Source organism: Clostridiales bacterium (assembly GCA_012512255.1).
GTDB lineage: Bacteria > Bacillota > Clostridia > Christensenellales > DUVY01 > DUVY01.
In genome coordinates this window covers 1-21,464 of the sequence record JAAZDJ010000079.1, presented here as the reverse complement: position 1 = coordinate 21,464, position 21,464 = coordinate 1, and the positions used below count along the sequence as shown (strand labels likewise).

Annotated in this window: 18 protein-coding genes; 12 read left to right on the top strand and 6 right to left on the bottom strand. The window is 38.9% G+C overall.

Annotation, left to right across the window (positions count from 1 at the left end; all coding sequences use genetic code 11):
* Positions 1 to 258: 258 nt before the first annotated feature.
* Positions 259 to 642, top strand: a complete 384-nt coding sequence (locus tag GX756_04255) for a transcriptional repressor (GenBank protein NLC17072.1) — start codon at positions 259 to 261, stop codon at positions 640 to 642.
* 202 nt (positions 643 to 844) lie between these two features.
* Positions 845 to 2,452, top strand: a complete 1,608-nt coding sequence (locus GX756_04250) for a CTP synthase (GenBank protein NLC17071.1) — start codon at positions 845 to 847, stop codon at positions 2,450 to 2,452.
* 62 nt (positions 2,453 to 2,514) lie between these two features.
* On the opposite strand, the gene GX756_04245 is transcribed toward GX756_04250, so the two are convergent.
* Positions 2,515 to 3,501, bottom strand: a complete 987-nt coding sequence (locus GX756_04245; GenBank protein NLC17070.1) for an L-glyceraldehyde 3-phosphate reductase — start codon at positions 3,499 to 3,501, stop codon at positions 2,515 to 2,517.
* Positions 3,502 to 3,688: 187 nt separating this feature from the next.
* Here GX756_04245 and GX756_04240 point away from each other — a divergent pair, with 187 nt between their 5' ends.
* From GX756_04240 to GX756_04215, 6 genes are all read left to right on the top strand, one after another.
* On the top strand, positions 3,689 to 4,480 hold the full coding sequence (locus GX756_04240; GenBank protein ID NLC17069.1) for an amidohydrolase family protein: 792 nt from the start codon (positions 3,689 to 3,691) through the stop codon (positions 4,478 to 4,480).
* A 40-nt stretch (positions 4,481 to 4,520) separates the two neighbouring features.
* Positions 4,521 to 5,417, top strand: coding sequence for an alpha/beta hydrolase (locus GX756_04235; GenBank protein NLC17068.1), 897 nt, complete (start codon positions 4,521 to 4,523; stop codon positions 5,415 to 5,417).
* Between the two features lie 178 nt (positions 5,418 to 5,595).
* Positions 5,596 to 7,545, top strand: coding sequence for a type IIA DNA topoisomerase subunit B (locus GX756_04230; GenBank protein NLC17067.1), 1,950 nt, complete (start codon positions 5,596 to 5,598; stop codon positions 7,543 to 7,545).
* Positions 7,545 to 9,983, top strand: a complete 2,439-nt coding sequence (locus tag GX756_04225; GenBank protein ID NLC17066.1) for a DNA topoisomerase 4 subunit A — start codon at positions 7,545 to 7,547, stop codon at positions 9,981 to 9,983. The genes GX756_04230 and GX756_04225 overlap by 1 nt, the downstream gene beginning before the upstream one ends.
* A gap of 679 nt (positions 9,984 to 10,662) precedes the next feature.
* Positions 10,663 to 11,433 (top strand): polysaccharide deacetylase family protein, encoded by a 771-nt coding sequence (locus GX756_04220; protein NLC17065.1) that lies wholly within the window; start codon positions 10,663 to 10,665, stop codon positions 11,431 to 11,433.
* A 16-nt stretch (positions 11,434 to 11,449) separates the two neighbouring features.
* Entirely contained in the window at positions 11,450 to 12,139 is a 690-nt protein-coding gene (locus tag GX756_04215; GenBank protein ID NLC17064.1) for a single-stranded DNA-binding protein, read from the top strand.
* A 51-nt stretch (positions 12,140 to 12,190) separates the two neighbouring features.
* Here GX756_04215 and GX756_04210 read toward each other — a convergent pair whose 3' ends face one another.
* Positions 12,191 to 13,078 carry a RimK family alpha-L-glutamate ligase gene (locus GX756_04210; protein NLC17063.1) on the bottom strand — a complete coding sequence of 296 codons (888 nt, stop codon included), beginning with the start codon at positions 13,076 to 13,078 and terminating at the stop codon, positions 12,191 to 12,193.
* Positions 13,079 to 13,142: 64 nt separating this feature from the next.
* Positions 13,143 to 13,784 (bottom strand): hypothetical protein, encoded by a 642-nt coding sequence (locus tag GX756_04205; protein ID NLC17062.1) that lies wholly within the window; start codon positions 13,782 to 13,784, stop codon positions 13,143 to 13,145.
* Positions 13,785 to 13,877: 93 nt separating this feature from the next.
* Between GX756_04205 and GX756_04200 the strand changes: the two genes are divergently transcribed.
* Entirely contained in the window at positions 13,878 to 14,159 is a 282-nt protein-coding gene (locus GX756_04200) for a hypothetical protein (GenBank protein ID NLC17061.1), read from the top strand.
* Here GX756_04200 and GX756_04195 read toward each other — a convergent pair whose 3' ends face one another.
* Complete coding sequence (locus tag GX756_04195; GenBank protein NLC17060.1) at positions 14,160 to 15,293, bottom strand: aminotransferase class V-fold PLP-dependent enzyme; 1,134 nt, start codon at positions 15,291 to 15,293, stop codon at positions 14,160 to 14,162.
* Positions 15,294 to 15,351: 58 nt separating this feature from the next.
* On the opposite strand from GX756_04195, the gene GX756_04190 reads away from it, so the two are divergent.
* From GX756_04190 to GX756_04180, 3 genes are all read left to right on the top strand, one after another.
* A complete protein-coding gene (locus GX756_04190; GenBank protein NLC17059.1) occupies positions 15,352 to 15,612 on the top strand; it encodes a DUF3343 domain-containing protein in 261 nt (86 codons plus the stop codon).
* 124 nt (positions 15,613 to 15,736) lie between these two features.
* Positions 15,737 to 18,025: a 5-methyltetrahydropteroyltriglutamate--homocysteine S-methyltransferase gene (gene metE, locus GX756_04185; protein ID NLC17058.1), complete on the top strand. Its 2,289-nt coding sequence runs from the start codon at positions 15,737 to 15,739 to the stop codon at positions 18,023 to 18,025.
* Entirely contained in the window at positions 18,026 to 19,774 is a 1,749-nt protein-coding gene (locus GX756_04180) for a bifunctional homocysteine S-methyltransferase/methylenetetrahydrofolate reductase (GenBank protein ID NLC17057.1), read from the top strand.
* On the opposite strand, the gene GX756_04175 is transcribed toward GX756_04180, so the two are convergent.
* Together GX756_04175 and GX756_04170 are read right to left on the bottom strand one after the other, a co-directional pair.
* Complete coding sequence (locus GX756_04175) at positions 19,769 to 20,929, bottom strand: sn-glycerol-1-phosphate dehydrogenase (GenBank protein NLC17056.1); 1,161 nt, start codon at positions 20,927 to 20,929, stop codon at positions 19,769 to 19,771. The two genes, GX756_04180 and GX756_04175, sit on opposite strands and share 6 nt — an antisense overlap.
* Positions 20,930 to 20,940: 11 nt before the next feature.
* The coding region (locus GX756_04170) for a S1 RNA-binding domain-containing protein (GenBank protein NLC17055.1) at positions 20,941 to 21,464 on the bottom strand (524 nt) is incomplete at its 5' end.

Genomic DNA, 21,464 nt, shown 5'->3' with positions numbered 1-21,464 from the left:
GCTTTTGGGTTTTTACGGCTAATTGTAAAAAAATTTGACTTTTCTAAAAAGATTTGGTCATATATGTTGTAAATTTAAAATCATATAAGAATAACAATTAATTAACAATATATACAAATAAAGAAATGTTATTATTTTATCCGTTTTATAATAATTAAGTTGTCTTAAATGATAATTTTTATATAATAAAAAATATGTGTATATTTATAAATATAATAATTATTAATTAAAAAAGTATTTTAATAGGGTGAGACCATAATGGCTAACAAAAGACAAACAATGCAAAAGCAAATTATTTTTGAGGCGGTTAAAAATTTAAAAAACCATCCGACGGCTGAAGAAATATACAACTATATACACACAAAATATTCCCAAATTAGTTTAAGCACGGTTTATAGAAATTTATACGCTTTGATTCAAGAAGGAAAGATAAAAAAACTCAGCTCTTTTACGCCCGAAAGATTTGATTTTTTTATTCAAGACCATATTCATTTTAGATGCAATAAATGTGAAACCATTAATGACTTAAATATTGATTTGTCACAATCCGTTATCAATGAACTAAAAAAGAATGGTTTTGATTTAAAAATAAACGATATCAGCATATTGCTTGAGGGCGTTTGCCAAGATTGCAAAAAATAATACTTTGATTTTAAGGTCAAAAGAGAAGAATTGATTTTAAAAAAGTGGGTTACTTTTTATTATATCAAAACAATTTATAATTTTCTATAAAAACAGTTTCAAAAAGAATCAAAATTTTTGAAACTGTTTTTTTCTTTTAGTTTTTATTTTACACCCAAAAATATTTCTGATATAATTACTCAGTAAGTTACGAGGTGGTTTAATGGCTAAATATATTTTTGTTACGGGCGGCGTAGTGTCCGGATTAGGCAAAGGAATAACGGCGGCTTCGCTTGGCAGGTTGCTAAAGCAGCGCGGATTAAAGGTTAGCAATCAAAAGTTTGACCCTTATATCAATATTGACCCCGGAACAATGAGTCCGTATCAGCACGGCGAAGTTTTTGTAACCGAAGACGGCGCGGAAACTGATTTGGACATCGGGCATTATGAAAGGTTTGTAGATGAAAATTTATCTGTTTATAGCAATGTAACCACGGGCAAAATATACAGCAAAGTCATAAAAATGGAAAGAAACGGTGAATTTTTTGGAAACACCGTGCAAGTTGTCCCCCACATCACCAATGAAATAAAACAATGTATTTATAGGGTGGCGCAAAAAAACCCGGAAATAGACGTAGTTATTACCGAAATCGGAGGCACGGTAGGCGATATTGAGAGCACGCCTTTTTTGGAAGCTATAAGGCAAGTTCCTTTTGATGTTGGACGCGAAAATGTTTTGTATATTCATGTAACGCTTGTTCCTTACCTAAAAATGAGCGGCGAAATTAAAACAAAACCCACCCAACACAGCGTAAAAGAACTTCAAAACATAGGAATTACGCCCGATATCTTGGTTTGCCGCACGGAATTGGATTTGGGCGAAGACAACAAAAACAAAATAGCGATGTTTTGTAACGTGACTAATGACGCCGTTATACAAAACAAAGACTCGGAAATTTTATATGAAGTTCCGCTTGAATTGGAAAGGGAAGGGCTTGCCAATGTAGTTTGCCAAAAACTTAAACTTAAATGTCTTGAACCTGATTTGAAAGAATGGACAACCATAGTTGAAAATATCAAAAAAATCCGCTTGTCAGACAAAAAAATAACTATCGGTTTGGTAGGAAAATATGTGGAACTTCACGACGCGTATTTGAGCGTAGTGGAGGCGTTAACTCACGGCGGCATAGCGCATCAAGCTAATGTTAATATAAAATGGATATCTTCCGAAGACATAAACGATGACAACGCGCATTCTCATCTAAAAGAGCTTGACGGGATTTTGGTTCCGGGAGGGTTCGGAGACCGCGGCATAGACGGCAAGATTGCCGCAGCCAAATATGCCCGCGAAAATAATATCCCGTATTTTGGAATCTCTTTGGGGATGCAGGTAGCGGCCATTGAATTTGCGCGCAATGTTTTGGGATATAAAGACGCGCATAGCGCCGAATTTGACCCGAATACAGAGCATCCCATAATACATACATTGCCCCAAAATTCGCGACTTCAAGAAAAAAACGGCTATATGAGATTAGGCGCGTATCAATGCAAAATCAAAGAAGGCAGCTTGGCTAGGGCAATTTATAACCAAGAGATAATAGCCGAGCGGCATCGCAATAGATATGAATTTAACAACGCTTATCGCCAAGACTGTGAAAAGCATGGCTTAATTATAAGCGGCGTTTCTTTGGATGATTCTTTTGTGGAAATAATTGAAATAAAAGACCATAGGTGGTTTGTAGGCGTTCAATTCCATCCCGAGTTCAAGTCAAGACCCAATAGACCGCATCCGTTATTTGCCTCATTTATAAAGGCTTGCGCAGGATTATAAAATTTATAAAAACTTTTTAAGATTATTAAAACAGCCGCCATTTTAAAAATGACGGCTGTTTCTTATGTTAAAACAATCCTATCTATCAAATCAAGCTCTTCTTGAGAAAATTTTGTGTTATTTAACGCCGCAACATTTTCGGCTATTTGAGAAAATCTACTTGCGCCTATTAACACGCTGGTCAAATTGCCTGTGTTTAACAACCAAGCAATCGCCATTTGCGCCAGCGTCTGATTGCGCGCTTGAGCCAAAGGTTTTAGCAATTTGATTTTATCAATATTTTTATCTAATTCTTGGGCGACATATTTTGAGCGGTGGGCTCTTGAATTTTGAGGAATTTGCTCATTTAGATATTTATCGGTTAATAAGCCTTGGGCTAAAGGGCAATAAGCGATTATGCCGATGCCGTTTGATTTCAAAATATCAACAAGGCCGTCTTCAATTCCGCGGTTAAGCATATTATAAATAGGCTGATGAATCATATAAGGCGTTCCCAATTTTTTAAACTCTTTTATAATTTTGTCGGCTTGTTCCGCGGTATAATTGCTTGTGCCTATATATAAAGCCTTGCCTTGACGGACAATTTCATCCAAAGCGGCAGCCGTCTCCGCCACAGGCGTATTAGGGTCGGCCCTATGATGATAAAAGATATCAAAATATTCCAAACCGGTGCGTTTGAGGCTTTGGTTAATGCTTGCCATAAGATGCTTTTTGGACCCGCCGTCTCCATAAGGTCCGTCCCACATATAAAATCCCGCTTTTGAGGACACGATCAGTTCGTCCCGATAGGATTTTAGTTGGGTTTTCAAAATCTTTCCAAAGTTCTCTTCGGCGGCCCCAGCGGGCGGACCGTAATTATTGGCAATATCAAAATGCGTTATTCCCAAATCAAAAGAATTCAAAATCATATCTTGCATATTTTCCATGGTCGCCTCATTGCCGAAATTATGCCACAGTCCCAAGGATATCGCCGGCAAGCAAAGCCCGCTATTGCCGCATGCGTTGTATCGCATTTCTTTGTAGCGGTTAGGATTCGCGCTATAAGCCATATTTCCCTCCTTGATATATCTTACCTATAAATATAACCTTTTAGCCGGTAATAGTCAATTTTTATATTAAAGCGCATTTTTGGCAAAAGCGTCGGTTTATAGCCTTATTTAAAGCATTATAAGCAACAATAAAAGATATTATTTGACATAACCGTATTTTTTAAATAAAATAAAAACGAGGTGTATAATGATAATAGATTTTCATACACATTGCATTGTTGACGATCTTTACGCCAAAACGCTTGCCGAAATTTCCAAAGAAAAAAAAGTATATCCGTCTTTTGACGGCTCAATAGACGGACTTATTAGGTCAATGCAAAACGCAGGCATTGACCGTTCCGTAGTTGTTAATTATGCCGCGGACGCCATAACAACAATCAAAGTCAATTCTTTTGCCATAGAATGCGCAAGCCATAAAGAATTGATACCTTTTGGAAGCATTCATCCCGATTTTAAAGATTATAAAAGCGAAATTGACCGTTTGGTCCAAAACAATATCCGCGGCTTAAAATTTCATCCGCATTTACAGTCTTTTGCTATGGATGACCCCAAAATGATGAGACTTTACGAATACGCGCTATCTACGGGCATGACATTGCTATTCCATATGGGCAAAAACCAACAGGATTTGGATTGCGATAACGCAAGCCCCAAGCGCATGCGCGCAATAATAGACGTTTTCAATACTCCCAAGATAGTTGCCGCGCATATGGGCGGTCAAGAATATAGAAAAGAGTTTGAAAAATACATGTTAGGAACGACGGTGTCTTTTGAAACTTCTTGCGCTTTTACCTATATGAAACCCGAGGAAATTGAGTTCATATTAAACAATCATAATAACGAATATATACTCTTTGGCACGGATTCTCCATGGGCTCATCAATCCGATGAATTATTGCAATATTATAGCTTTAATATCCCAGTTAATGTCCTTGAAATGATTTTAGGCGGCAACGCAAAGCGCCTTTTGGGCATTTGATATTAGATTAAAAAATATTGATAAGGGGAAATATTTTTTTATGAAAAGAGAATGGTTTATAACATCGGACCAAACCAAATTAAACCTTGCTATTTGGGAAATTCCCGCCCCAAAATGTATAATTCAGATTATACACGGAATGAACGAGCATATGGGCAGATATCAAGAATTTGCCGAGTTTTTGAACGCGCAAGGCTTTTTGGTAGCGGGCGACGACCATCGCGGTCACGGGCTTACGGCAGGCCAAAGGGGAAAAATAGGCAAGGCTGATTACGATATTTTTGAAAAGACTATGCAAGACCAAATAGAAATTACCCAATATCTAAAAAAGACATATAACCTGCCCGTTGTGGCGATTGGGCATAGCTACGGTTCGTTCTTGGCGCAAAAATACATGACTGCCCCTGCCGCAAAACAGGTTGCCGGCTTTATTTTAACAGGCACGGGCAAACTTGATTATTTTAGCGTTTTGTTTGGTCGGATTATATCTTTGCTTCAAAGCCCGAACAAAGACGCGCGCTTGGTAAAAAAATTGACCTTTGAAGCTTATGACAAAAAACTCAAAGGAAGCCAAAACGCGTGGTTAACGCAAGACCAAGCAATAGTGGAAAAATATAACAATGACGAATTTATAGTTCCTGTTTTTTCTTATGGTTTTTATCGCTCGTTTTTCAAAGGTCTTTTGGGCCTTTGGGGCAAGTCATTAAAAAATATAGACAAGTCAACAAAAATCGCAATCTTTTGCGGACAGCAAGACGGCGTAGGCGCGTGGGGCAAATATCCAAAAGCTTTATATAACAAATATAAAAAACTCGGAATAAAAGATGTCCAGATAAAGATATACGATCAAATGCGCCATGAAATTTTAAACGAAATCCAAAGGCCGTCAGTTTATAAAGACATTGTTTCTTGTATTAATTGCTTCCTCAACGAATAATTATACATCGGTTTTTTATAATTATACATAATTTGAATTTTTATGCAAAAAATCGCTCAAACTATGCCTTTTTTGCGCGCTTTTTATGCATTTTTTATAAATGATACGGTTGAATTATTAGTTCTTATTTGTTATACTTTAATAAATAGTTTTTTTATTTTTTTATAGCGAGGTATTTATGCAAAATAATTACGAAGCAAAAGACATTAAGGTTTTGGAAGGGCTTGACGCGGTAAGGCTAAGGCCCGGCATGTATGTTGGGACGACGGGCCTTAAAGGGCTTCATCATATATTATGGGAAATAGTTGATAACGCCATAGACGAAGTCGCCAACGGTTTTGGCAATAAGATTATAGTTACTCTTAATCCTGACGGAAGCGCTTCCGTAGAAGATAACGGAAGGGGCATTCCTGTGGACCTTCATCCGCAATTGGGCATAAGCGGCGTTGAGGTGGTCTTTACGCAGCTTCATGCAGGCGGCAAATTTGACACCACCAATTATTCTTTTTCGGGCGGACTGCACGGCGTTGGCGCGAGCGTAACCAACGCTTTGAGCGAATGGCTAAAAGTTTATGTCTATAGAGACGGTTGGGAATACCGTATGGAGTTTGCTTCTTATGAAGACGAGCAAGGCAAGATAAGAAGCGGGGTAGCCCAAGGCGGTCTTATGAAGGTCCAACCCACCCAAAAAACCGGCACTTTAGTTGTTTTTTATCCCGATAAGCGTGTTTTTGATTCCATAATTTTTAGCAGCGATATCATTGCTAAGAGATTAAAAGAGCTTGCCTTTTTAAACAAAGGCATAACCATAGTATTCAAAGATTTAAGAAACGAACATTATCCATTAGTCAAAGAATTTTGTTATAAAGGCGGACTGATTGATTTTGTTAAATATGTTAACGAAGCAAAAAATACCTTACATGATCCTTTATACTTTGAAGGCGAAAAAGACGATATTTATTTGAGTATCGCTATTCAATACAATGATTCATATACGGACACCATTATATCTTATGTCAACAACATCCCGACTACGGAAGGCGGCACCCACGAAACGGGAATAAAAGCCGCCATTACCAGAGTTTTTAACGATTTGGCGAGAAAATACGGGCTGCTAAAAGAAAAAGACCCCAATCTTTTGGGAGAAGATTTTAGAGAAGGCCTAACTGTCGTGATGTCTGTTAAAATGCATAATGTTCAATTTGAAGGGCAGACCAAGACCAAACTAGGCAATCCCGATGCTAGAATAGCTTGCGAAAGTATCTTGGCTTCCGAGATATACAAATTTTTTGAAAAAAACTCCAAAAAGAGAATTGCCGAAAAAATTATCCAAAAAGCCATAGGCGCGGCAAGGGTAAGGGAAGCCTCGCGCAAGGCCAAGGAAATTACCCGCCAAAAAAACAGTTTGGAAAACGCGAATCTTGTGGGCAAATTATCAAGCTGCACCTCCAAAAAACCCGAAATCAACGAGTTGTTTATCGTTGAGGGAGACTCCGCGGGAGGCACCGCCAAACAAGCCCGCGATAGATATTTTCAGGCTATATTGCCGTTAAGAGGCAAGCCGCTTAACGCCGAAAAGAAACGGCTTGACCAAGTATTGCAAAACGAAGAAATAAGAACTATAATCAGCGCGTTGGGCGCTGGCATAGGCGAAGATTTTTTGGTGGACAACCTTAATTACCATAAGGTGATTATTTTGTCCGACGCCGACCAAGACGGCGCGCACATAAGGGCTATCTTATTGACATTTTTCTTTAGATATATGAAAGACCTTATTAACGAAGGTTTTGTCTATATAGGAATGCCGCCTTTGTATAAGGTGTATAAAAAAGACATTGTTGAATACGCATACACGGATGAAGAATTAGATATAGTCAAAGAAAAAGTAGGGCGCGGCTATCAGATACAGCGCTATAAAGGTTTGGGAGAGATGAACGCCGATCAATTATGGGAAACTACCATGAACCCCAAAACGCGCAAATTGATTCAGGTTACAATTGATGACGCCGCCGAAGCCGAAAAACTTGTTACCACGCTTATGGGCGACGCCGTGGAGTTACGGAAGAGTTATATAATAGAATACGCTAACTTCAATAAAGATGATAGACTATTAGGAGAAATGGGTTAATGGAAGAAAACATTCAGCAACAAGTAATACAAAAGACAATGGAAGAGGTAATGCACTCTTCCATGATGCCGTATTCCGAGCATGTAATAATGGACAGGGCATTGCCCCGAGTGGAAGACGGACTAAAACCTGTCCAGCGCAGGATATTATATTCTTTGTATGAATTGGGTATAACGCCCGATAAGCCGTATAGAAAATCGGCGCGCATAGTGGGCGATTGTTTGGGAAAGTATCATCCCCACGGCGACAAATCCGTTTATGACGCTATGGTAAGAATGGCGCAACCGTTTAATATGCGCCATACGCTGATAGACGGTCACGGCAATTTCGGCTCTATTGACGGAGACAGCGCGGCCGCCATGAGATATACGGAAGCTAGACTGGCGCCCATAGCTATGGAGCTTTTGAGAGACCTTGACAAAGACACAGTCAAATGGAGCCTTAATTTTGACGATTCTATCAAAGAGCCCGACATGTTGCCCGGCAGGTTTCCTAATCTATTGGTTAACGGCGCTTCGGGCATTGCGGTAGGGCTTGCCACAAATATTCCTCCGCATAATTTAGCCGAAGTAATTGACGGCGTCATAGCTTATATTAATAATCCCCAAATCACCCTAAAAGAAATGATGAAGATTATAAAAGGCCCTGATTTTCCAAGCGGAGGTTATATTATAGCTGGGCCGGAGCTTAAGAAAGCGTATGAAACAGGCAAAGGCAAAATTACCATAAGGGCAAAAATTTATATAGAAGTAGACGAAAACGATAGAAAGAGCATAGTAATCAAAGAATTGCCTTATCAAGTCAATAAAGCGTCATTGCTGGAATCAATAATGCTTCAAAGGGAAAAAAGAAAAGAGCTGCTAAACGGCATAAGCGAAATTTTGGACGAATCGGACCGCGACGGCATGCGCGCTGTAATCAAAGTAAAAAAAGACGCGGACCCTAGGAAAATTTGCGAGATTTTATTTAAACACACCCAACTATCCCAAAATTTTGGAATTAATATGGTGGCGATTGCCGATGGCAAGCCGCAGCAAATGGGCTTGCTTGACATTATAGCGTATTATGTAAATTACCAAAGAGAGATTATTGTAAAAAGAAGCAGATATGAATTAAACGAGGCTAAAAACAGGGAGCATATCTTAACGGGGCTTTTAATAGCTGTAAAAAATATTGACGAGGTCGTCAAAATAATAAAAACAAGCGCGTCAGTCAGCGAAGCAAAGGTAAATTTATGCGCTAGGTTTGCCCTTAGCGAAGTCCAGGCCCAAGCTATTTTGGATATGAGACTTGCCCGACTTACGCATTTGGAAGTCAACAAGCTGGAAAAAGAATTGGCGCAATTAAGAATTTTAATAGAAAAATTAAATGCAATTTTGGCGAGCAAAAAGCTTCAAATGGAAGTGATTGTCAACGAACTTAACACAATCAAACGGACATACAAAGATCCAAGGAGATCGGAAATAATAAAAAGCGTTGAAGATTATTATATTCCTGCGGACGATGACGAAAAACCCATTGAAGATTTTGTCATAGGCTATAACGAATACGGTTCGTTAAAGCGCATCCCTCAAAAAAATTATTCCATGTCCGTAAAAGAATTTACGGACAGTTCCAGCCAGCATGATATTTATAAGCTTTTGACTCAAGCCCAAACCTACGATATTATTTATTGTTTTACCAATCTGGGCAATTGTTATAAAGTTGATGTAATGTCTATCCCCGAAGCCAAATGGCGCGACAAGGGCGAAGACTTGAAGGTTAGTATTCCCGATTTGCAAGACGGCGAAAAACTAATCAAAATCTTTACCGTAAAGAAAGACTTGCCCGAAGGCAACTTACTATTTTTTACCAAAGACGGCATGGTCAAAAAATCGGCTTGGTCCGAATATGGAATAATCAAATCAACTTTTCAGGCTGTCAAACTTAAAGACGGCGACGAGGTAATCAATATAGAAGAAGAAATTGAAAATTCGTCCATATTGTTTATTACGGCTCAAGGCATGGGCCTTAATGCCGATTCCGGCGATATCCCAATCCAAGGCCGAATTTCAGGCGGCGTTAAGGGCATTTTATTGAATGAAGGCGATTATGTTATATATGCCTCCCAAATAGACGACCAAAGCGGATATATAGCCTTAATAACGGACAAAAGCTGTTCAAAAAAGATAGAAATTCAAGAGTTAGGGCTTATGAATAGATATAGAAAAGGACTAAAAGTTTTTGATTTAAAAGACAATTGCGGCCAAAAATTGATATGGGCCAAATATTTGCGCAAAAAAGAAGCCATAACCGTTATTTTATTGGATAATGAAAAGTATTTATCCGCCTTTTCTTCCCAAGATATTATCAAAACCAACCGAACGGGCAAAGGCAAAAATCTTTGCAAATTACAAAAACTTAACTTCATAGAAGATGTTTTTGTATATAATACATGATAATAAAAGCCGCTAAAAAATGAAATGAACCTCAAAGTTTGGACAAAAATTAACAAATGCGTCTAACTTTTGGGGTGCATATCAAAAAACAGCGGTTTTTTTATTAAATTGTTAAATTAGCTGCTTTTAATGATTATATTAAAGTATTAAATAAAAATAATACAAAAATTACATAAAAAATTCAACAAAATACATGTAAATATTTGACATGTATAATTGCAAAACATATAATATTAACCAGCTTAGTATTAAATAGAATATTTGTTGTTTTAAATATAAACGCAAGGGGAACATATATGAATAAAATTATAAGGGGTGATAATACAAAGGAGTTAAAAAAAACAAAAGATTTAAGACCATATTAATCAAAAAAATAACGGACAAAGCGCTGCTTAGTTCTCTATAATTAAATTTGCATGCTGTATTTTTTATAAAAAACCTTATTTTTTGAGGCTTTACATTTTTTTGTGTTTTTGCATGTTTAAAAGGCATTGTTATTCACAGAACCTAATTTTTAAAAAAGCTGTTTTTTTGCTGTCTGTTATTTAGTCATAAATATGCTTATGCCTTTATATATTTATAACAAACGCATTAAAAATATCGACAAAAGACGCAAAATTATTCTTAAATATTTTTATATTCTTGCTTTTTATGCGTTTAATATATAAGGTGTAATCGGATGTATTTTATAACGCTCAAAAAAAAGGATTTGTTGACTTGGCTTGAGATATTGTCTTTGTTGATTATATTTATATCTCTTAACGCGTTGACAGGCTCGGCAAAAGTTTTTTTGAGCGGAACAATACCAAGAAAACTACCGATATATAGCGTTGAAACGCAAGAAAACAAAATTGCCATATCGTTTGATGCGGCGTGGGGAGCGGACAAAACGGATGAGCTAATAGATATATTAAACGAACACCAAGTAAAAGCGACCTTTTTTTTGGTCGGCTTTTGGGCGGAAAAACACAGCGATAAAGTAAAAGCTTTGGATGAGAACGGGTTTGAGATCGGCACTCATTCCAACACGCATCCTGATATGACTAATCTTAGCAAGACCCAAATGCAGCTTGAATTGCAGACATCTATTAATATTTTGCATAATATAACGGGCAAAAAACCTAAAGTATTCAGGCCGCCTTTTGGAGCTTATAACAACGCGTTGATAGAAACTGCCGAAAGCCTTGGTTTAAAAACAATACAATGGGATGTGGACTCGCTAGATTGGAAAGACTACACCGCCCAACAAATCGCCCAAAGGGTAATATCAAAAACCAAAAAAGGCTCTATAATACTTATGCACAATAACGGCCAAAACACGCCCAAAGCGTTGAGATTGATAATTTTGGGCTTAAAGAACAAGGGATTTGAATTCGTATGCGTAAGCGAACTTATATATCATGACAATTATTATATAGACCATACGGGAAGACAAATAAAAAATATATGATGAACGGGAGAGGAAAATGAATTACCCCGAGAATATTGCCAATAAAGTATTTTTGGCAGGACAAATAGTAACCGAGCCGGAATTTTCGCATGAGATTTACGGCGAAGGTTTTTACGAAATGATGATTGAAGTGCCCAGACTTTCTGAGCAAAAAGATGTGCTGCCAATAACGGTAAGCGAAAGATTGCTTATTGACCGTCCGCTAAAAATTGGCGATATGACGGCTCTTTTGAGCCAGTTTAGAAGCTACAACAAGCTTATGGACGGCAAAAGCCGATTGATGCTTACGGTTTTTGTGCGCGAAATTTTGGACTGGACTAGCGAATGCAACCCTAATATTATAGAATTAGGCGGATTTATTTGCAAACAACCCATATACCGCACAACGCCTTTTAAGCGTGAAATTTGCGATTTGCTTATCGCCGTTAACCGCGCTTACAACAAATCGGACTACATACCTTGCATAGCTTGGGGCAGAAACGCAAGATTTGTCAGAAATCTAAGGGTTGGCGAAAAAGTGATTATTTCAGGCCGGATTCAAAGCCGCGAATATCAAAAGCGTTTGGAAGATGACACAATAGTAACCAAGACGGCGTATGAGGTATCTATTAACAAAATCAGCGTCAGTCCTGCCGAAATGAACACCAAAACCTTTTTTGAAACGACAGTATTCAAGGATTCAGCGGATATTACGGACAAAAAATAATTACCATGCCATTTATGAAAATGGCATGGTAATTTAAACAGAGTTTATATTCTAACGGTTATATACTTTATCATATACGTATTCAGCGTAAATTTTTGCGATATTGACGCCGCTGACTTTTTCAATCGTATTAAAAAAAGCGTTGGAATTAACTTCGCATAATACCGGCTTTGAATTTTGGTCTTTTAATATATCTATTCCGCAATAATCCAAGCCCAAAATCTCGGACGCTTTTTGCGCCATTTCTATATATTCATCCGAAAGTTTCGTGGGATAGCCTTTGCCGCCCAGCTCTATATTGGAGCGGAAATCTTTATCTGATTTTCTTATCATTGCGGCGCGCGCGATATGGCCAATAACTATAACCCTAGTGTCTTGGCCGGCGCTTGAGCCGATAAATTCTTGATATAGGTGCGGGATATCAACCATCTGTTCCCTTAGCGCTTTGAGTTGCTCAAAATTATGCGCCAAAAACACTCTATTGCCCAACGAGCCATAAGCGCCTTTTACCACAATAGGAAATTTCAAAATCTCAATAACTTTTTGCAAAAAGATTCCGTCGTCAATATCGGTCTTATAAAACTTCAAAGGAGAAGGTATGGTTTTGGGCATCTTAATGTTGTTTTGGGTCAACGCTATGTATGTTTGGAGTTTGTCGTCGCATAACTCAATGGCGCGCGGACGGTTAAAAATTATCTGCCCGCTTTTTTCAATCATTCTTGCGGGGTATTTGTCTTTGTCCAAATAGACCACAAAATCATAATCTTTTATTCTATTTATTATCTCGTAATTATCTAAATAAAGATTAACATGGCTATTTCTACCGATGTCTATCTTGACATCAAGCCGTCCAAATTCCTCAATAAGCCTTTTTGTTTGGTTTTTAAAAGCGGGAGAAAAACTAAAAGAATTAATTATGATTATGCCGTGTTTTTTCATAAAGTCATTATAGCATAGTTAGCGACAAACTACGCTATTTTTTTATGAATAACACCCTTGGTTTTTATTCTTTGATTATATTATTAAGCGCCAAGATAGCTTTCAAACTCTTTTTTATCTTTGGCGGCGCGATGCCGTCAACCGCGATTATTTTTTCTTCCATACTGCTTGGGGATTGTCTTCTTAGGTTTTGCATCAGGGTAAGCAAAGTCATTAGCGAATTGTTTGTATTGCCGTTATTTTGATGGGCGTTGTCAGCGGTATTGTTAGAGCTTAGCGTTATGTTTTTCGGTTGTTCTTTTTTGTAATCGTCAATTTTGGGCATTGTATGTATATCTAAAGAATCAAGATCGGGATAGAGCTTGTCAAAATCTATATTGCGCCGGCCTTTTGAGGCATATTTATTGTCTATATTTTGGGGGTTAATTGCAATAGGCTTATCGTCTTGAACGTAATCTTCTTGCGGGGCAGCGCCTCCCGTATTGAAATTATTTAAGACTTGGGCTAATTGGGGGTTATTTCCCGCCATCATAGGCAGCAAACTTTTGAGTATTTCATTGGAGGAGCCGCTTGCGCCGCCTCTTTGCATAAGCATAGGCAACAGCATGGCCAGCATGTTATTGCCCGCGCCCAAGGAGTTTGTGTCGCCCTTGTTCATCAAAAGCGGCAATAGATTGCTTAACATATTATTTGACCTTAAATCCATATGAGTTTACCCTATCATCAAAATACTATACACATATTATATATATGCGCTCATATAATTAAAATGAGATAAAAAAGGCAAGGAGATTACATAATGGCAAAAAATCTTAGAGAGGAACTCAAAAAAACCGCTGAAAAAGCTTACCAAGACTCAGAACATAGAAAAATGGCTGAAGAATACCTAAAAAAATACGGCGATAAAGACGAATCCGAGCTTATGAGCGAGTTATTGTCCAAAGTGAGAAAAAACAAGGCGCAAGGCGCTTTATCGGACGCCGATTTGGATAATTTTGCCAACTCGGTCAGAGGCTTTTTGAGCCCCGAGCAGCAAAAAAGAATGGAAGCGATAATCAAAACATTAAAGTCCCAAAATTAATCAAAAACTTTTGGTTATTGATTTAATCGCGTTAATAAAAGTTTCTATTTCCTCAAAGGTGTTTTGATAGGAAAGCGAAGCCCTGACAGCCCCATATTTGATCGTTCCCAAAAATTTATGGGCAAGCGGCGCGCAATGCAGACCCGCCCTCACATATATATCAAACTTCTCGTCCAAGATATTGGCTACTTGACCCGCCGCCAATCCTTCTATGTTAAAAGCAACAATGCCGTTATAATGCCCCCGAGGCGTGTAAACAATTACTTGGGGGATTTTTTTTAGTTCATTATATAACAAAAAAGTCATACCGTATATTTTTTTGGAAAAATGTTTAAAGTTTTCTTTTATCCATATAATGCCCGCGTTAAGCCCGGCAATCGCCGGAGTGGATATCGTTCCGCTTTCCAAGCTATCGGGCAAATCCTCGGGTTGAAGAGGGCTTTCGCTGAGGCTTCCCGTTCCCCCCATTATTATAGGTCGGAGCGTAACGCCTTCAGCCAAAGCCAAAACGCCAACGCCTTGGGGCGCGGCCAAACCTTTATGACCGGCGGCGGCTAGGATATTTATTTTGGTATCTTTCATATTTATATTAATATGACCTGCGCTTTGGGCGGCGTCCACCAAAAACGGTATGCCGTATCTATCGGCGCAATATCCTATTTCTTCAATGGGCGCGCGCGCGCCTGTGACGTTAGAAACATGGTTGACAATAATCATTTTGGTGTCGCGCCTAATCTTGTCTAAAAACTCTTTGGCTCTTATCACGCCCGAAGAATCGGGATATACCACGGTATAGTCTATAACGCCTGAACGCTTTAGGTAATCAAGGGGTCTTAATACCGAGTTATGTTCAAACGCCGTCGTAACAACATGATCGCCGCTAATGCCGCCAAAGATTGCGAAGTTAAGCGCAGCCGTGCAATTATAGGTAAAAACCACATTGCCGCCCTCGGCGCCAAAAAATTTTGCCGTATTGTCGCGCGCATTGGCGACAATAAGCGCCGCGGCCAAAGCCGCTTTGTGCCCGCTCCTGCCTGGATTTGCGGGGTTTTCCAAAGCTTGCAAAACAGCCTTTTTTACGCAATCAGGTTTATATCCGCCTGACGCCGCGTTATCAAAATATATGCTTTTCATAGACTTAATATAGTATATTGCCCAAGCGGCAAAAATGCTAAAATATACGGAGAAAGATATGCCATATTACTTTATTGTTTTTAATTCAAGGTCTCAAACCCTAAATTTTTTCAAGATTTTGGTTGATTGCGGTTTTAAAGCAAACATTATTAATTCTCCCCAGAGCGTAAGCTCTATTTGTAATATATGCATAAAATTCTTTCCAAAAGACTTTGAGGCGATAAAAAAATTAATAATAAGCCGTAATTTTTCATCCTTTGCGGGCGTATATAAATATGATTATAATACGCGAAGCGGCGTTATAAAAAAGATTTTTTAATTAATTAATAATTATAACCATATTGGTATAATAACTCTCAAATAATAGTCAAAGACAAAAATTGATGCTATAATATGGAAATAATAAGAAAAAATGTTTTTTAACGGGAGAGTTAAAAGTGCAAATCAGAGTATCTGTTTCAGGTTATCCAAGGATAGGAAAGCAAAGGGAACTTAAAAAGTGGACAGAAAGCTATTTTAAGGGCGCTATGACGGAAGAAGAGCTTGTCAAAAACGCCCAAGAATTGAGGTTAAGCCAAATCAGTCTTCTTCACCAAAAGGGGATAGATTATATACCTTCCAATGATTTTTCAATGTATGACCAAGTATTAGATACCGCGGTTATGCTGAACATTATTCCCGCCCAGTATCAAAATCTTGATTTAAGCCCTTTGGGCAAGTATTTCGCCATGGCCAAAGGTTACCAAAAAGATAACGCCGATGTAAAAGCGCTTGCGATGAAAAAATGGTTTACCACCAATTACCACTATATCGCGCCGATAATTGACGACACCGTTGAAATAAAACTAAACGCCCAAAAGCCCATTGACGAATACAAAACCGCAAAAGATTTGGGCATAGAAACAAAACCGGTTATAATAGGCGCTTTTACATTTATTAAGTTGTGCAGGTTTGAAACTTCCCAAAACTATCAAGATGTCATAGATAAAATTACCAATGCGTATATCCAGCTTTTTGCGGAGTTTAAAAATCATGGCGTAAAACTTGTCCAAATAGACGAGCCCATGCTGGTTACCGATTTGGCCCAAGAAGATATTGACTTATTCAAGTCTATATACAACGAGCTGTTAAAAAACAAAAACGGCGTTGCCGCGCTGTTAAACACTTATTTTGGGGATATAAGGGATATTTATCAAGACGTTTTGGCAATGGATTTTGACGCCTACGGGCTTGATTTTGTAGAGGGCATAAAAAATCTTGAATTAATAAAACAATACGGTTTTGCCAAAGACAAACAACTCTTCGCGGGAGTTGTCAACGGCAGAAACATATGGATTAATAATTACGAGCAAAGCCTTGGGATTTTAGACGCCCTAAAACAATATGTAAACGCCCAAAACATAGTCATAAGCACGGCTTGCTCGCTTTTGTTTTCGCCTTATACCAAAGAAAACGAACCCCAGCTTTCTAGCGAGGTTTTGGCTCAATTTTCGTTTGCCGAGCAAAAACTAGACGAACTTAACGACTTAAGGTTGTTATTCGGCGATCAAGATTATAAATCAAACAAAAAATACCAAGACAATATCGCGCTTATAAAACAAAAACTCCAAAATCAAGATTATATAGACGCCGAAGTGAGACAAAAAGTCCAAAACCTAACCGAAAAAGATTTTGTAAGAGAGCCTGATTTTGAAACTAGGTTTGAAATTCAAGCCAAAGAATTGAACTTGCCTAAGCTTCCTACCACAACAATAGGTTCTTTCCCGCAGACCATAGAAGTAAAGCGCATCCGCGCCAAATATAAAAAAGGCGAGATAACAAAAGAACAATACGACCAAAGCATCAAAGAATTTATCAAACAAGCCGTAAAGTATCAAGACGAGCTTGGCATTGATGTCTATGTGCACGGCGAGTTTGAGCGTAACGACATGGTGGAATACTTTGGCGAAAATCTATCGGGATTCATATTTACCCAAAACGCGTGGGTGCAATCTTATGGGACGCGCTGCGTTAAGCCGCCAATTATTTGGGGCGATGTAAAAAGACTTCAACCCATAACCGTGCCTTATAGCGTTTATGCCCAGAGCTTGACGGATAAACCTATGAAAGGCATGCTGACAGGGCCTGTTACGATTTTGAACTGGTCGTTCCCGAGAGTTGACATACCTTTGGAAGAAATATGTTACCAAATAGCGCTGGCCATAAGAGAGGAAGTTTTGGATCTGGAAAAAAACGGCATTAAGATTATCCAAATAGACGAAGCCGCTTTGAGGGAAAAATTGCCTTTGAGAAAGAGCGAATGGAAGCAATATCTTGATTACGCTATAAAGACATTTAGATTGACGCACTCGCAAGTAAAACCGCAGACCCAAATTCATACTCATATGTGTTATAGCGAGTTTGGCGATATAATAAAAGAAATAGACGATTTAGACGCCGATTGCATATCGTTTGAAGCTTCGCGCTCCAATTTGGAAGTTTTGGACGACTTGCAAGCAAATAATTTTAAAACGGCTGTCGGTCCGGGCGTATATGATATCCATTCGCCCCGCGTGCCCGGCAAAGAAGAGATTAAGGCGGCGATTAACAAAATGATAGAAAAATTAGGCGTCAAAAAGCTATGGATTAATCCCGATTGCGGCCTGAAGACAAGAGGTTGGGAAGAGACGCTAAAAAGCCTCAAGAATATGACCGACGCCGTAAAAGAAATTAGATCCGAAAAGGGTTTTTAAATGAGCGCGGATACGTTTTTATTTGATGGAGCGTTTGGGACTTATTATACCCAATTGACCAACAAATTTGAACCATGCGAATTGGCCAATCTAGACGATCGCCAAACCGTGTTTAACATTCATAAGAGTTATATTGACGCGGGCGTGGACGCCATAAAAACCAACACATTTGGCGCAAATTCAGGCCTGAGGCTTGATTTTGAGACCGTTGAGCAAATTATCAAAGAAGGGTATAATATCGCCCTAGACGCTGCCAAAGGCGTTAACGCGCAAGTTTTTGCCGATATCGGTCCTATTCCTCACAAAGACAAAGACCAAGATTTAACTCAAGAGTACATAAAAATCGCCGATGTGTTTTTGGGTTTGGGCGCCCAAAAGTTTTTGTTTGAGACCATGCCCGAATACAATGTTTTAAAACCCGTTTTCAAGCACATCAAGAAAAAAAATCCTAACAGTTATATAATAGCGTCTTTTGCTTCAAGTCTTGACGGCTATACCAAAAGCGGCCTATATTACAAGCAATTGCTGGACAAAGCTCAAAAAGACGCTAATGTTGACGCGATAGGGCTTAATTGTCTTTGCGGCCCCGCGCATATTATACAACTGGTTGAGGATTATCAGTCCAAGATTGTTAAGCCCATGAGCGTTATGCCCAATTCGGGTTATCCCGAAACTATAGGCAATCGCTTGGTCTATATTGACAACGCCGATTATTTCGCCAAAAAGCTGCTAAAGCTTAGGAAAATCGGCATAACTATTTTGGGCGGATGCTGCGGCACTACGCCTTTGCATATCCAAAAAAGCCGTTTGCTTTTGAATGATTTTAAGGGCGGAAAATCTTTAAAAAACAACAGCTACGCGCCCAAAGAAGAACAAAAGCCCGTCTTTAAAAACATTTTTTATGAAAAATTGGAAAACAACTTATTTCCCGTCGCGGTGGAATTAAAAGCGCCTATAGACACAAGGATAGATTATCTAATCAACGGCGCCAAAAATCTATTAAGCGCAGGCGCGGATTTGATTACTATCGCCGACAGCCCCCTGTCGCGCACCAGGGCAGACAGTTTTATTGTCAGCGCCAAAATCAAAAGGGAAGTCAACATAGATGTTTTGCCTCATTTGACTTGCCGCGACAAAAACATAATCTCCATCAAAGCTACGCTTTTGGGACTTAATATAGAAGGCGTCCAAAATGTGTTTGTGGTCACGGGCGATCCCATTGTCGCGACCGACCGCAGCAGCATAAAAGGCGTATTTGATTTTAATTCCATAGGGCTAATAAAATATATCCAAAGCCTTAATCAAAATGTTTTTTTGAATAGCCCTTTCTTGATAGGCGCGGCGCTTAACACTAACGCTGTTAATTTTAATTATGAATTGAAAAGAGCGCAGCAAAAAATTGAAGCCGGAGCGAAGTTTTTTTTGACACAGCCCATTTTTGGTCAAGAGGGAATAGACAGAATCAAAAAAGCCAAAGACTTTTTGAACACATATATCCTAGCCGGGATAATACCGCCATACAGTTATAAAAACGCCGTGTTCTTGAACAATGAGGTAAGCGGCATATCAATTCCACAAGATTTGATTTTGGCGATGAAAAAGGCCCAAAACCAATGGGAAGTTAGTTTTGAATACGCAATAGATATTATCAACAAATTAAAACCTGTTTGCGACGGATTGTATATAATCAACCAAAGCAAAAAGACCGATTTGGTTGCCCGCATTGTCGCGGCCGCCAAATCATTATAAATATTTTTCTATATATTTATTAATAAGCTCTTTGTCTTTTCCAAAATCCCTAAATAGCGTAATTGAGGTATATTTGGGCGCTGACGGTTGAACGGTTAGCAAAGCTTTGGCTAACGCCTTTTCATCTATTCCAATTTCGGACGGTTTTGTTTTGCAGCCGACATGTTCCATAGCGCTTTCTATTTGTTCCAATCTTTCATTAAGGCTTGCAACTTCGTCTTTTAAGGCATGCCAATTATCCATAAACTTTTCAAATTTTTTAGAGGGCATGTTTGGCTTTTGCGCAAAAAACATATCTAACATCCTTGCGTAAATAAGCATGCCAATCCCTACAAACTCGCCGTGATAACCATAGGCTCTATTCTTCAAAACTTCTATCTCAAAATAATGCGCCAGCGTATGCTCCGCGCCGGACGCGGGTCGGGAAAAACCCGCCATATTCATAGCGATTCCGCAAAGCAACAAGGCGTCAATAAGCGCCATAACGCATTTATGGTCCCTGTCTTTTAGCCCTTGCGAATTTTGATAGCACAATTCAACCGCGTAATTGACAAGATTGGCTATTTCAGGGCAATAATAACAATCCTCAACCAAATTGGCGATTTTCCAATCTATAAGCGAAGTAAACTTGCCCAAAACATCGCCCAAGCCCGCCAAGATTAATCTCATGGGCGCCGCGGTCAAAATATCTATATCGCAATACGCCTTGGTTGGCGCTTTGGAAGGCATTGAACGCTTAATATAGTTTTCAAAAACAATCGGGCTTACGACGGACAAATATCCGTCCATGCTGGGCGCGGTCGCCAGCGCCACAAAATCTTTTTGGCTCAAATGCGCGGCATACCTTGTAATGTCGCAAATAGTTCCGCTGCCCAAAGCCGCAAGCGCGGCGATATCTTTGGGCGTATTGTCAATTATTTGATATACATATTTAATATCGGCGTTTTCAACGCCTTTGCCGATAACAAATTTTTTGGCTTTTATATCTTTTGCGCATTCCAAGGTATTGCTGTCGCAAATAATAAGAGTGTCTTTGGAAAATTCCCTAGGCAATATGTTTTTTCCCAAGACAATATCTGTTTCAAAAGAATGCGTTTTGCCGCATTTACAATAAAATCGCCGCCCTTTAAACTCTTTAGGGTTTTTGGGAAACATAATAATTGTCCTTATTGTTTGTTATATTTTTGTGCCAAAAGCTTCAAAGCTTCTTCCAAGGGCAATTCTTTATTGGCGGGCGAATTTTTGCTTGTTTTGGCGGGGCGGGTAAGTTTGTTTCCTTCAACGCCTTTCATTGTCAAGCCTATGCGTTTTTTGTTTTTGTCCACGCTCAAGACTTTGACATTGACAACATCGCCCGCGCTCAAAACCTCGCAAGGATGCTTAATATAAAAATCGGCGATTTCGGAGATATGCACAAGCCCGTCTTGATGGACGCCGATATCAACAAACGCGCCAAAATCTATAACATTTCTGACGGTTCCTGAAAAAATCATTCCTTCTTTTAGGTCGCCTATGGTTATGACATCGCTTCTCAATATAGGCTTGGGCAAAGAATCCCTTATATCCCTGCCGGGCTTTAAAAGCTCTTCAATAATATCGTTAAGAGTATGGACGCCTATATTGCAAGCTTGGGCGACCTTTTGCTCGCCCTTTATTTTTACGAGCTCGGGCAATTTGGCCATAGAATCGG

Excerpts from the sequence above, each read along its gene's own strand:
- GX756_04255 (NLC17072.1), top strand. The coding sequence starts at position 259 with ATGGCTAACAAAAGACAAACAATGCAAAAGCAAATTATTTTTGAGGCG.
- GX756_04250 (NLC17071.1), top strand. The coding sequence starts at position 845 with ATGGCTAAATATATTTTTGTTACGGGCGGCGTAGTGTCCGGATTAGGC.
- GX756_04245 (NLC17070.1), bottom strand. The coding sequence starts at position 3,501 with ATGGCTTATAGCGCGAATCCTAACCGCTACAAAGAAATGCGATACAAC.
- GX756_04240 (NLC17069.1), top strand. The coding sequence starts at position 3,689 with ATGATAATAGATTTTCATACACATTGCATTGTTGACGATCTTTACGCC.
- GX756_04235 (NLC17068.1), top strand. The coding sequence starts at position 4,521 with ATGAAAAGAGAATGGTTTATAACATCGGACCAAACCAAATTAAACCTT.
- GX756_04230 (NLC17067.1), top strand. The coding sequence starts at position 5,596 with ATGCAAAATAATTACGAAGCAAAAGACATTAAGGTTTTGGAAGGGCTT.
- GX756_04225 (NLC17066.1), top strand. The coding sequence starts at position 7,545 with ATGGAAGAAAACATTCAGCAACAAGTAATACAAAAGACAATGGAAGAG.
- GX756_04220 (NLC17065.1), top strand. The coding sequence starts at position 10,663 with ATGTATTTTATAACGCTCAAAAAAAAGGATTTGTTGACTTGGCTTGAG.
- GX756_04215 (NLC17064.1), top strand. The coding sequence starts at position 11,450 with ATGAATTACCCCGAGAATATTGCCAATAAAGTATTTTTGGCAGGACAA.
- GX756_04210 (NLC17063.1), bottom strand. The coding sequence starts at position 13,078 with ATGAAAAAACACGGCATAATCATAATTAATTCTTTTAGTTTTTCTCCC.
- GX756_04205 (NLC17062.1), bottom strand. The coding sequence starts at position 13,784 with ATGGATTTAAGGTCAAATAATATGTTAAGCAATCTATTGCCGCTTTTG.
- GX756_04200 (NLC17061.1), top strand. The coding sequence starts at position 13,878 with ATGGCAAAAAATCTTAGAGAGGAACTCAAAAAAACCGCTGAAAAAGCT.
- GX756_04195 (NLC17060.1), bottom strand. The coding sequence starts at position 15,293 with ATGAAAAGCATATATTTTGATAACGCGGCGTCAGGCGGATATAAACCT.
- GX756_04190 (NLC17059.1), top strand. The coding sequence starts at position 15,352 with ATGCCATATTACTTTATTGTTTTTAATTCAAGGTCTCAAACCCTAAAT.
- GX756_04180 (NLC17057.1), top strand. The coding sequence starts at position 18,026 with ATGAGCGCGGATACGTTTTTATTTGATGGAGCGTTTGGGACTTATTAT.
- GX756_04175 (NLC17056.1), bottom strand. The coding sequence starts at position 20,929 with ATGTTTCCCAAAAACCCTAAAGAGTTTAAAGGGCGGCGATTTTATTGT.